Source organism: Pantoea sp. USHLN256, assembly GCF_037149875.1.
Taxonomy (GTDB): domain Bacteria; phylum Pseudomonadota; class Gammaproteobacteria; order Enterobacterales; family Enterobacteriaceae; genus Pantoea; species Pantoea nemavictus.
In genome coordinates, this window is record NZ_JBBCQO010000003.1 from 481,295 (window position 1) to 493,436 (window position 12,142).

The following is a 12,142-nucleotide window of genomic DNA, read 5'->3' on the forward strand; positions in this document are numbered from 1 at the left end:
GGTGCTGGCAATGCAGGACATCCGCTTCTCAATTGTAATTCCCGCGTATAACGCGTCGAAATCGATTGTAACGACGCTAGATTGCGTCAGAGCGCAAACTTACCGCAATTTTGAAGTGATTATTGTGGATGACAAATCGGCCGATGCGGCCGAACTGGCGCAGGTGGTACGCGGTGAGCGTTATCAGGATCTGGACATCAAACTGGAGCTGTCTGAGGTCAAACTCAACGGCGCCGGCGCCCGTAATAAAGGTATCGAATTGGCCACGGGCGACTTTATCAGCTTCCTTGATGCTGATGATGAGTGGCACCCGGACAAGCTGCTGACGGTCAGTGAAACCATCGCCAAACTGGAGGCGCAGGGCAAATCACGCTACGTCATCTTTAGCCAGGTGAACATCCATCAGGATGGCAGCTTCCTGAAGGTGATGCCGATGCAGCCGCCCGGTAAAAATGAAACCGTGGCGGAATATCTGTTTGGCTGTTACGGCTTTATTCAGACCAGCACCATTGTGCTGAAGCGTGAAGATGCCGCGCAGATTCAGTTTGATGCGCGTTATATCCGCCATCAGGATTACGATTTCTGCATCCGTGCCGATCGCATGGGTTACGCCTTCGTGATGATCGACCAGCCGCTGGCGACTTACCATCTGGTGACCAAGTTTGGTTCCAAGCACAAGGGCGAGTCGGTGAAATACTCCTTCTTCTGGCTGGATACCATGAAGCCGCATCTGACGACGCGCGATATCCATACCTACAAAGCGTTCAAGCTGCCGCTGCGCTACAAGATGGATGGTAAATCGCTGCAAGCCAGTCTCAGCTTTGCGCGCTACTTCTTCCTCACCAATCGTGATAACCGCGCTTACTTCATGAATCGCTTACTCGATAAGGTGAAGTCGCGCTTTTCTGGTAGAAGAGCCGTTTCCTGATTCACATTTTTTAGACTTTCACTTGCTCCCATCACGGGGGCAATTTTTTGGTTCCTGAAACTCCGGGTAGACAAATGACAAATCATGTTGGCACCATCGGTATTGTGATGCCGATGTATAACGCGCGAAATACGGTACTGCGTGCGGTGGATTCGATCCGCAATCAGACCTACAGCGACTGGCATCTTTACCTGATTAACGATAAATCGACCGATGATTCCCTCGCCGTGGTGCGTGAGCAGTGTCAGGATGCGCGCATTACCATCCTCGATAATGAGAAGAATCTCGGTGCGGCGGAAACCCGCAACGTCGGTCTGCGCGCGGCGCAAGAAGAGATTATCGCGTTCCTCGATAGCGATGATGAGTGGCATGGGGAAAAGCTGGCCGAACAGGCCGCTGCGATTGCCGCGGGTGACGATTTTGTTATCACGCATTATCACTACAAAACCAAAACTGCCGACCACGACATTAACTACAACAAACCCTATCTGCAGCAGGAAAACTTCGTGAAGAAGCAGTATCGCGTGTGCTTCTCTTCAGTGTGTTTCCGCCGTCCTCCGCAGGGCATCTTCTTCCAGCGCAAAGGCCACGAAGATTTCCTGTTCCTCTATGAGCTGTTCCTCCGCTACAAACAAGCCCGCGTGATCCAGAAAACCCTGGTCAACTATTACGAGTTGGGCGATTCACTGTCGCGCAACAAAAATAAAGCGGCGAAGTGGCACCTCGAATTATTAAGAATTATCTATAAAAACAATCCGTTAAAAGTATATTACTATTACACGTGGTACATGGTTAATGGCGTCCTCTTCGCTCTGAAGCATCGTTAGACCCGGCATCCTTCGCGCCGCAGCCGCGCTGGCCGCGCACGTCCACCCCGGTCACTTACTGAAGTAAGCTCCCGGGGATGAACGCACTTGCCGCCTTGCTGCGCCACGAATGATTTGGGTCTCTTTATTCGGTATTTTTGAGGTGGAAAGGATTTTATGAAAAAGATCGTTTTGGTGATTAAAGATGCCTACTCCTATGCGGGCACGGAAAACATCTGCAACTTTATGTCTGAGTGCCTCGGCGAGCAGCATGAAGTCACCATTTATTCGCTGGAAGGCAACGGCAAAACCTTTTATCCGTTCGATCGGGTAAAGAAAATTGTCAGCTTTGAAGGCCACAGCAACCCAATAAAAAGCGCCGTCGCTAGCATTCATCAGGAAAGCTTCGACAGCGTATTCCTGATCAGTATGGGACGCCTGAGCGTGATGTTTGCGTTCTGGAACCTGATGGCGCTGAAGAAAAAGCGTTTCAAAGCCTATGCCTGCGAACACATTGCAATTAACTCGTTTAGCAAACCGATCAAGCTGCTGAAGTGGCTGATGCTGCGCTACTACGACCAGGTGATTGTTTTAACCGACAAAGATCATCAGGTGTTTAATCGCTGGAACATCGCCAGTCAGCAAATCCCCAATCCCGTGGTGTACAAAGCGTTTCAACGCCAGACGCGAAGCCGCCAGGCGTTAGCGGTTGGGCGTCTCGATAACCAAAAAGGTTTCGATCTGCTGCTGGATATCTGGGCTGATTTCAGTAAGAAACACCCGGAGTGGAAACTGGTGATTGCCGGTGATGGCGAACTGCGCCAGCAGTTGCACGATCAGGCGGCTGCACTGGGTATCACTAACAGCGTCAACTTCGTCGGCAAAGTCAGCAACATCAACGATTACTACCGCGAAAGTGACATGGCGCTGATGACCTCGCGCTATGAAGGTTTGCCGCTGGTGCTGCTGGAAGCCAAATCCTGGTCGCTGCCGGTGGTGGCTTACGACTGCCCAACCGGGCCGCAGGAGATCATCAACCACGGTGAAGATGGCTTCCTGGTACCGATGAATGATAAAGCCAAGTTTATCAAGCGCATGGAACAGCTTGCCAGTGATGATGGCCTGTTCTACGCCATGAGTGAAAAAACCAAAGAAACCGCGCTCAAGTTTGACGGTAACCAGATCAAACAGAGCTGGCTCGCGCTTGTTTAGTGCCAATTATCGTGCCTCGGGAATCCTTTTTGGCCGCATAACCACGGGAATTGAAGCATGAAAAGAAGAGAAGTCTTGCAGACCGCAGCCTCCTCCATTGTTGCCGCGCTCTCAGTTAGCGCGTTTTCCAGCTACGCCGCAAAAAGTGGTCAGCCAACGTTAAAAGCCGTCGATCCTTCCAGCGTTCCGCAGGGCGATGTGCCGATTCTGACGCCAGAAAACGTCTATACCATGCCGCCGCAGTTCTGGCAGAACTTCGAAGGCAAACTATGGATTGGTAAGGCGGGCAGCGATGCCAGCCAAACCGGCAATCAAATTCCGGTATTCCTGCGCGATGCCAATGGCAAAGTGTCACAAATCAGTCAGCCGATTGCGTTGAACAAGGGTAACTTCGCGCAGTTTATTCATGATAATGCCGCGTTGATTGCCAATCCTGCGCACTCAATGGTCGTCGAGGACGATCAGGGCAACACGTTGTTCTCAATCAGCGATGTGTCGCGTCCTAACCAAAGCAACTTCAGCCAGCGACTGGCGCAGCCGAACGGTTATCAGCTGATCGGTGAAATTCCGTCGGTGGAGGAGTTGCGTAAAACCCGTCCGCTGTTTGCCGGTGCCAAAATTAAGCTGAAAAGCTGGCATGAAGGGCTGGAAGTGGGCGGTGGTGAGTTTGTCGGCACCTTTGGCGATGCCAAAGATGATGGCGGTGTGAACTTCAGCGGCAACGGTTTCGCCTGGCGTCGTGTGGTCGAAGACTTCAATCGTCTGACGCTGTTTGATTTCGGTGCCATTGCCGATGGCAAAACCGATACTGCACCGGCGATCAAGGCCATGTATCAGTGGTCGATTGATGCCAGCCAGCAAATCTGCGTGCAGTTCCCAGCGGGCACATTCTTCGTGTCCGAGTGTGATTTCGGTGATACGCAACGTCGCTTCTTCCGTATTTCCGGTGCCATGGTTAACTTTGGCTATTTCCCGGCGACCACGCTGGTTTCCGATGGCCGCTCCGAATTCCTGTTCCAGGTAAATGCGCGCTGGACTGAAATCTCCAACCTGAACTTCAATGGCAACACCGACAAGCGTCCGAATAAACAGGGGTTGTTCCGCAATACCTGTCCGGGCGGCCAGTTCTTCCGTGGCGCGTGCTTGCGCTTCAATCAGGTGGGCGGCGTCTCGCTCAGCCTGCTGGATACGCTGGATTGTAAAATCGACCAGTGGTACGCCAACGCCTGTACCGGTGATGTGATTAAAGCCAGCTGGTCAGGTCAAAAGGCCGGTGCGTGGGATCACAGCACCGCGATTGAGCTCTCCAACTTTAATGCGCAGCACTGTAAAGGCGGCATGGTGTTGAACCTGCCGCGCTGTAGCCAATCGATCATTCACAACGGCTGGATTGAGCACAGCGATTTTCCTGGCGATATCTCGAACGGGCAGTGGATTGTTGATGCGTTAAGCATTGAGGATTGTAAGAACCCGCTGAATGCGCGCAACTCGCGCCTGAATATGCGTCAGACCAACTTACAGGCAGGCAGCTGGATTGATAACTCGCTGGAAGGTGAGCGCTGGCTGAATATCTGGGAGATGGGTTCCACGCGCGTTGAATCTTATGGCGTCGCTATCGACGGCAGCCTGAAATACAACTACATCACTTCACGTTTCCGCCTCACCAATAACACCAATCAGGAGACCTGGTTTGAGCTGGGCAACTTCTATTCGCCGGCGGTGGGTGATAGCTGGGAAATCGAAGTGTTTGGTCAGTCGCAGTTCAGTAACGGTACTGCCAATCAACCGCTGATGGATCTTATCGACGGCAAAGGCACTGGCGGACGTACGGTGATCCATCTGCAGCGCAAGAAGAGCAAAGCGGAAGCCAGCTGGTCAGCCGAAGGCAGTTCGCCGGTGGTGGATGTACGTTTCGAACCGCGCACAGAAACGGACACCAAGGTGTACGTCAAGCTGGCGGGCTGGACGCCGACCACCGCGGTGTTGATTAAAAGCACCGCCAAGGATCGCTTCCTGACCGGTCGCTGTGCGCGCGTTGATGCTGTGATGGATAAAGGTGCGCCGGGCAGCGGTGCGCAACAGGCGCCGCAGCGCTTCAGCCTGCACAACGGCAAAGCTGGCGTCGGCGGTAACGAGCAGGGTGATTTGCTGTTGGCGTCGCGCGCGCTGAAGCCGGAACAGGTGGATGCGCGTGAGCCGAAAGGGTTTATTTCCGTCGTCATTAATGGCGAGCAGGTTGCGATGCCGTATTTCGCCATTAAGTCGTAACACGTAGGAACCTAACGTAGCGGCGCAATTTATTGCGCCGCTACGGAATATGCATAATTTGTAAGCAGTAATGAATAGAAATGCATTTAGCAGCGCTTTTTTGGGGTTTATTCCCATTGCAGTCATTTAACACAGAGTTCATTTTGCCAGTGCGGTTATTGGCGGCTTGTAAAATTACAAAAATTTTTCCGGAGTTTTTTTATGAAAATCTTATTGGTAGGAAACCATACCTGTGGAAATCGCGGGGATGGCGCGATTTTACGAGGACTGATTGATTCGCTCAAATCTGCGCGCGCGGATTTGGATATCGATGTCATCAGCCGTTATCCAACAAGCTCTGGCTATTTACTGCAGCAGCACATCCAGCAGGATTCCCTGTTCCTGCACAACAGCAAATCGGGCAAGGGTTTGGTGGGCAGCCTCAAGCGCAAAGTGGCGAACCGTCTGATGCCGGACATCATGATGGCGCACCTGGGCAAAGGCGGTTTATACAAATCGTTCTCGGTGCCACCGCACCTGGCGGCCTTCACCCAAAGCCTCGCGCAATATGATGCAATCATCCAGGTTGGCGGTTCGTTCTTCGTCGACCTGTATGGTGTAACGCAGTTCGACCACGCGCTCTGTGCGCTGATGGCGAAAAAGCCGCTGCATATGGTTGGCCACTCGGTAGGACCGTTTGAAAACCCGCGCGTTAATGCGCTGGCAAACTTTGTGTTCGATCGCGTCGACAGCCTGGTGCTGCGCGAAGAGGTGAGCCACGATCGACTGAAACAAGATGGTGTGACCACCAGCAAAGTGAAGAAGGGCGTTGATACCGCGTTCCTGGTGCAGGCGCGTGAAGTGGCGAATCCTAGCCATAACCTGCTGCACTGGCAGGCGATTATCAGCGCGCGTAAAACCATTGCGATTACCGTGCGTGAACTGGCGCCGTTCGATAAACGTCTCGGCGTGACGCAGAAAGAGTATGAAGCTGCCTTTGGCCGCGTGATCAACGCGATGATTGCCGAAGGTTATCAGGTGGTTGCGTTTTCTACCTGTACCGGTATCGACAGCTACGCGAAAGACGACCGCATGGTGGCGCTGACGCTGCGCGATCATGTCGAGCATCCCGAGCATTACCATGTCATCATGGACGAGTTCAACGACCTCGAACTCGGCATCCTGCTCAGCCATTGTCATCTGACCATTGGTACCCGCCTGCACTCCGCCATCATCTCCATGAACTTTGGTACGCCAGCCGTGGCCATCAACTACGAGCACAAATCGCTCGGCGTGATGAAACAGCTCGGCCTGCCGCAGATGGCCACCGATGTGCAGAGCCTGATGGACGGTTCACTCATCGACAAAGTGCAGACGGTGCTGGCCGACTACGACAACGTGAAACACAAAGTTGATACCGCGGTGGCGCAGGAGCGTGAGATTGGTAACCGCATTACAGCAGAAATTCTCAACGTCCTGGGGTGAAGTGATGAAGCTGACCTTTTTCACCATGCGTTTTCCTGTTGCCTCTGAGACGTTTGTGCTCAATCAGGTGACGCATTTCATCGACGCAGGCTACGACGTGGAGATTATCTCCGTGTTTCCAGGCGATATGATCAATCGCCACGCTGCGTTCGATGACTACAATTTGGCAGCGAAAACCCACTATTTACTGCCGGAAGAGAAAGTATCCAACCTCGATAAGTTAACGCAGCGTATCGGCTTGATACTGCCAAAAATCACCAAAGGCGCGCTACTTAAGTCGCTGAATGTTCGTCGCTATGGCGCACAGGCCAGCAAACTGCTGCTGCCGGCCATTGTCGCCAACACCAAACAGCCTTATACCGCTGATGTATTTCTGGTGCACTTCGGCTATGCCGGCGCGCTGGCCAACAAGTTGCGCGAACTCGGCGTGTTGAAAGGCAAGCAGGCGACGGTGTTCCACGGCGCGGATATTTCGCGTCGCCACATCCTCGAAGAGCACAAGCTCGACTACATCAACCTGTTCAAACAGAGCGAGTTGATGCTGCCTATCAGCCACTTGTGGGAGAACAAGCTGATTGAGATGGGTTGTCCGCGTGAGAAGGTACGCGTGACACGCATGGGCATCGAGCCGGAGAAGTTTAACTTCCGTCCGCGTGAAGCGTTCCATCAACCGCTGCGCATCGTTTCCGTCGCGCGTCTGACCGAGAAGAAAGGGCTGGATGTGGCAGTGAAAGCCAGCGAAATCCTGCGCAATAACGGTGGCCAGTTCCAGTTCACCATCATCGGTAACGGCGAGCAGGATGGCATGATGCGCGAGCATATTGCGCGCGCCGGATTGCAGGAGTTCGTCACCATGCCGGGCTTTAAGCCACAGGATGAGATTCGTCAGGCGTTGAACGAGGCGGATATCTTCCTGCTGCCGTCCAAAACCGCGGCGGATGGCGATATGGAAGGCATTCCGGTGGCGCTGATGGAAGCGATGGCGGTGGGTTTACCGGTTGTGTCTACTTATCACAGCGGCATTCCTGAGCTGATTGAGAATGACGTCAGCGGCTGGCTGGTGGCGGAAAACGATCCGGACGAGCTGGCGGCCACGCTGCTGCGTCTGTCGCGCGGTGATGTGGATGTGGCACCGGTGGTCGCGGCAGCGCGGCAGAAAGTCGAAACTGAGTTCAATCAGCACATCGCTTACGGCGAGCTGGCGAAAATTCTGGAGCGCATGGTGTGAGCGGATTAAAAAAACAGGCCGTTTGGCTGTTTGGTAGTACCTGTTTTGCCGCATTGCTTCAGGTGTTACAGCTCGCCGTACTGGCGCGCAAACTCGAAACGCACGAGCTGGGTTTACTGGCGATCATCAATGCGATTCTGGCGGTGGCGACAGTGCTGCAGGATATGGGCATGAGCAGCTACATCGTGCATCGGCAGGATATTAATCGCCGCGAGCAGAGCACCATTTACTGGGTGAACGTCTCGCTCAGTTTCTGTACCGGCTTAATTATGCTGGCGATCGCTTATCCGGTGGCGTGGTTCTATCACCTGCCGGAACTGGTGGGTTTGATTATGCTCACCAGCCTCAACTTCCTGGTGCTGGGACATCTGTCGCAGTATCAGGCGCACTATGTGAAAACCAAACGCATGGTGACGCTGGCGAAAATTGAGATGGCCACCAAGCTGTTTGCGTTTCTGTGTACCGTCGCGATGCTGTATTACACTTCGTTAACCGTGGCGGCGGCGATTCTTGGCCTGTTCATCAACGCCTTCACGCGTATTCTCTGCATGATCTATTTCGGCGAGAAGGCGTGGCGTCCAACCTGGGAATTCGACGGCAAAACCTTCGTTAGCGCGGTACGTTACGGCGTGTATCAGCTCGGTTCGCAAACAATTAACCAGCTGCGCACCCAGGCGGATGCGCTGATCGTCGGCAAAGTGATGGGCGCCGAGATGTTGGGGATCTACTCGCTGGCAAAAGAATTGATCCTGCAACCGCTGAAACTGGTTTCGCCGGTGATTAACCGCCTGGCGCTGCCGCGTTTTGCTGAGAAGCAGCACGATCCTGAGCAACTGAAAAAGCTGTTCCTGAAGGGCACCTTCGTCATCATGCTGTTCAGCAGCGTGATGTATCTGGCGATTGGCATTCTGTCACCGGTGATTGTGCGCGTGCTGTACGGTCCTGCACATGAGCAGGTTTACCATCTGATTCCGCTGATGCTGTTGTTTGGCATGCTGCGTCCGATGGGCGGCTTAACCGGTGCGATCTCACAGGCTAACGGGCGCACCAACGTTGAGTTTTACTGGAATATTGTTGCCAGCCTGGTGGTGGTGGCCGTGCTGGCGACCACCTACATCTGGCCGAACGTGCTGTATGTGGCGCTGACGCTGTCGATCTCGCAGGTGCTGATCTCGGCCTTTGCACATCCATTCTTCATCAAACCGGTGATTGGCATCCGCTTTATGCCGTATGCGCGCCAGTGGGTTTCGGTGTCGGTGGTGTTTGTTGGTCTGATGATGCTGGTAAATCATTTCAATCTGTTCGTCATGCCGGAATGGTTTGAAGGCATGCTGTAATTGTGTCGTGGTCACCCAGGCGGGTGACCCTGCCATCTTCCCAGGGTTCGCATTAGTGCGAACCCTGTTCATTTCCGCAGGACTATTTTCTCACCTCACTATTCTGAAAATCTCTGGTCTCACTCGTCGCAATGTTGACCCAATCCTTCCACTGTTTTTCAGCAGTTTAGCGTAGCCGATTGCCTGGTAAATCAAGCTGCAGTTGAAGGGGGAATTGGCGTTTTTTGATGGCGCGACAGAGAGTTAGTGCCGGTTTTTCAGATTAAGATTATACTTGCTCGACCGGCCGATCCTGCATAATCGACCTCACGCATTCACTTCATGAAATGGAATAAATATGACCAAGCTTAAAGCAGTAATCCCCGTTGCAGGTCTCGGTATGCATATGCTTCCTGCGACCAAAGCCATTCCGAAAGAGATGCTGCCAATCGTCGATAAACCAATGATTCAATACATTGTTGACGAATGCGTCGCGGCGGGCATCAAGGAGATTGTGCTGGTCACCCATGCTTCCAAAAATGCAGTGGAAAACCACTTCGATACCACTTACGAGCTGGAAGCGCTGCTCGAAGCGCGCGTTAAGCGTCAGCTGCTGAGCGAAGTACAGTCAATCTGTCCGCCAGGCGTGACCATTATGAACGTGCGTCAGGCCAACCCGCTGGGTCTGGGCCACTCTGTTTTGTGCGCGCGTCCGATGATCGGCGATAACCCGTTTGTCGTGGTGCTGCCAGACGTGCTGCTGGATGATTCAACCGCTGACCACCTGCGTTATAACCTCGCATCGATGGTTGCTCGCTTCGAAGATACCGGCCACAGCCAGGTGCTGGCGAAACACATGCCGGGTGCAGACCTGACCGAATACGGCGTGCTGACCACTGAAGAGCCAATTGATAACCCAGGCGACATCAGCACCATCACCAGCTTTGTTGAGAAGCCAGAAGCCGGTTCAACCGATTCTGATCTGACTGCCGTGGGTCGTTACGTGCTCTCTGCGGATATCTGGGAAGAGCTGGAGCGCACTGAGCCGGGCGCATGGGGTCGTATCCAGCTGACGGATGCCATCGCATCGCTCAGCAAGAAGAAGCCGGTAGATGTGCAACTGCTGACCGGTACCAGCTATGACTGTGGCCGTAAACTGGGTTACATGCAGGCCTTCGTCTCTTATGGCTTACGTAACAACGCACAGGGCCGTGATTTCCGCGAATCTATTCAGAAAATCCTGGCGAAATAAGCTTCCTCATTCTCTACCGCGCCATTCGCGCGGTTTAAAGGAGTACACATGGCTATTTTGGTAACGGGCGGGGCAGGTTACATCGGCTCCCATACGGTGCTGGCGCTGTTAGAGCGCGGCGACGACGTTGTGGTCCTGGATAACCTTTGCAATGCTTCCCGCGAAGCCATTAACCGCGTGGAAAAGTTGTCGGGCAAGAAAGCGGTGTTCGTTGAAGGCGATATTCGCGATCGTGCGTGTCTGCGTGACTTGTTTGCCAGCAACGATATCAGTGCCGTGATTCACTTCGCCGCGCTGAAAGCCGTGGGCGAATCCACGCGCATGCCGCTGGAATACTACGAAAACAACGTAGCGGGCACCGTGGTGCTGCTGGAAGAGATGCGCGCTGCTGGCGTGTGGAACTTCATCTTCAGCTCTTCTGCTACCGTGTATGGTGCAGATGCGCCGGTACCTTACGTGGAAACCACGCCAATCGGCGGCACCACCAGCCCGTACGGCACCTCAAAGCTGATGATCGAATTCGTGATGCGCGACTTCGCTAAAGCGGATCCGAACTTCAAAGCCATCGCGCTGCGCTACTTCAACCCGGTTGGCGCGCATGAATCTGGCGAAATCGGTGAAGACCCAACCGGCATCCCGAACAACCTGCTGCCGTACATCGCACAGGTGGCGATTGGCCGTCTGGAAAAGCTGGGCGTGTTTGGCGACGATTACGACACGCCGGATGGCACCGCTCAGCGCGATTACATCCACGTTGTCGACCTGGCAGAAGGGCACCTGAAGGCGCTCGATCACCTGGCTAAAGTTGAAGGCTACAAAGCTTACAACCTTGGCGGCGGCGTTGGTTTCTCGGTGCTGGAGATGATCAAGGCGTTTGAGAAAGCCTCTGGCAAGCCGATTCCGTTTGAGTTCAAACCGCGCCGTGACGGCGACTTGCCTGCGTTCTGGGCCGATGCAACTCTGGCGAACAATGAGCTGGATTGGCGGGTTACACGTGGGATCGACGCGATGATGCGCGATACGTGGAACTGGCAGTCGAAGAATCCGAACGGGTTTGAGTAACACTATTGCGGGCCCTGGCGCCCGCATTTTCCCTACATCTCGTCTGAAACACCACATCTCAGCTTTCGTCAAAATCTGATTGAGTTGAATTATTGACTCAACAAACATCATCTCCGACCCAAAGCGGTCAATACTTAAACTAACACCCCCGGAAAATCTGTAATTTGTTCGTCATTAAAGTTGACGAGTGGTAGAATTCTTGAGTGCGGCTCCAAACAATACACATGTTGAAGGCTGTAATAAAATACAGTTATAGATCACGATAGCAGTGTGTGGAGGGATAGTTCATCACTAGATTTTGCTTTGTATTTCAGCTATGTGGGAGCTGTGACCCAGGGGCGGTAGCGTGTTATTTTAAGTTAAATGAAACTAACAATATTTAGCTTAAATAATAAGAACAAAAAGATCGGGTAGGTATATTCTGGAGTTAATGTGTGTCAATTTTAGGCATTAGTTGAAGAAAGCTTAAAGTTCATTTTAATTGTGAGTTTTTATCACTCTAAAACTAAAACTAAAACTAAAACTAAAGCTAAAGCTAAAGCTAAAGCTAAAACTAAAACTAAAACTAAAACTAAAACTAAAACTAAAACTAAAACTAAAAGTATA

Annotated in this window: 9 protein-coding genes; all 9 read left to right on the forward strand. The window is 52.8% G+C overall.

What is annotated here, in order from left to right; all coding sequences use genetic code 11:
• The first annotated feature begins 10 nt into the window (after positions 1-10).
• The 9 genes from WFL93_RS11430 to galE all read left to right on the forward strand — a co-directional run bounded on the left by WFL93_RS11430 (position 11) and on the right by galE (position 11,536).
• Positions 11-928, forward strand: coding sequence for a glycosyltransferase family 2 protein (locus WFL93_RS11430; RefSeq protein WP_007888930.1), 918 nt, complete (start codon positions 11-13; stop codon positions 926-928).
• 74 nt (positions 929-1,002) lie between these two features.
• Positions 1,003-1,755 carry a glycosyltransferase family 2 protein gene (locus tag WFL93_RS11435; protein ID WP_007888929.1) on the forward strand — a complete coding sequence of 251 codons (753 nt, stop codon included), beginning with the start codon at positions 1,003-1,005 and terminating at the stop codon, positions 1,753-1,755.
• Positions 1,756-1,911: 156 nt separating this feature from the next.
• A complete protein-coding gene (locus WFL93_RS11440) occupies positions 1,912-2,946 on the forward strand; it encodes a glycosyltransferase family 4 protein (RefSeq protein WP_336778143.1) in 1,035 nt (344 codons plus the stop codon).
• 57 nt (positions 2,947-3,003) lie between these two features.
• Positions 3,004-5,214 (forward strand): phage tailspike protein, encoded by a 2,211-nt coding sequence (locus WFL93_RS11445; RefSeq protein WP_007888927.1) that lies wholly within the window; start codon positions 3,004-3,006, stop codon positions 5,212-5,214.
• 201 nt (positions 5,215-5,415) lie between these two features.
• The gene (gene wcaK / locus WFL93_RS11450; protein WP_007888926.1) at positions 5,416-6,678 is read left to right on the forward strand and encodes a colanic acid biosynthesis pyruvyl transferase WcaK; all 1,263 of its coding nucleotides are present in this window, start codon (positions 5,416-5,418) and stop codon (positions 6,676-6,678) included.
• 4 nt (positions 6,679-6,682) lie between these two features.
• Positions 6,683-7,906, forward strand: coding sequence for a glycosyltransferase (locus tag WFL93_RS11455; protein WP_036620816.1), 1,224 nt, complete (start codon positions 6,683-6,685; stop codon positions 7,904-7,906).
• Positions 7,903-9,243 (forward strand): MOP flippase family protein, encoded by a 1,341-nt coding sequence (locus WFL93_RS11460; protein WP_336778144.1) that lies wholly within the window; start codon positions 7,903-7,905, stop codon positions 9,241-9,243. Before WFL93_RS11455 ends, WFL93_RS11460 begins: the two co-directional genes overlap by 4 nt.
• 337 nt (positions 9,244-9,580) lie before the next feature.
• Complete coding sequence (galF, locus tag WFL93_RS11465; protein ID WP_007888920.1) at positions 9,581-10,474, forward strand: UTP--glucose-1-phosphate uridylyltransferase GalF; 894 nt, start codon at positions 9,581-9,583, stop codon at positions 10,472-10,474.
• Positions 10,475-10,522: 48 nt separating this feature from the next.
• A complete protein-coding gene (galE, locus tag WFL93_RS11470) occupies positions 10,523-11,536 on the forward strand; it encodes a UDP-glucose 4-epimerase GalE (RefSeq protein WP_336778145.1) in 1,014 nt (337 codons plus the stop codon).
• The last annotated feature ends 606 nt before the right edge of the window (positions 11,537-12,142 follow it).

Excerpts from the sequence above, each read along its gene's own strand:
- WFL93_RS11430 (WP_007888930.1), top strand. The coding sequence starts at position 11 with ATGCAGGACATCCGCTTCTCAATTGTAATTCCCGCGTATAACGCGTCG.
- WFL93_RS11435 (WP_007888929.1), top strand. The coding sequence starts at position 1,003 with ATGACAAATCATGTTGGCACCATCGGTATTGTGATGCCGATGTATAAC.
- WFL93_RS11440 (WP_336778143.1), top strand. The coding sequence starts at position 1,912 with ATGAAAAAGATCGTTTTGGTGATTAAAGATGCCTACTCCTATGCGGGC.
- WFL93_RS11445 (WP_007888927.1), top strand. The coding sequence starts at position 3,004 with ATGAAAAGAAGAGAAGTCTTGCAGACCGCAGCCTCCTCCATTGTTGCC.
- wcaK (WP_007888926.1), top strand. The coding sequence starts at position 5,416 with ATGAAAATCTTATTGGTAGGAAACCATACCTGTGGAAATCGCGGGGAT.
- WFL93_RS11455 (WP_036620816.1), top strand. The coding sequence starts at position 6,683 with ATGAAGCTGACCTTTTTCACCATGCGTTTTCCTGTTGCCTCTGAGACG.
- galF (WP_007888920.1), top strand. The coding sequence starts at position 9,581 with ATGACCAAGCTTAAAGCAGTAATCCCCGTTGCAGGTCTCGGTATGCAT.
- galE (WP_336778145.1), top strand. The coding sequence starts at position 10,523 with ATGGCTATTTTGGTAACGGGCGGGGCAGGTTACATCGGCTCCCATACG.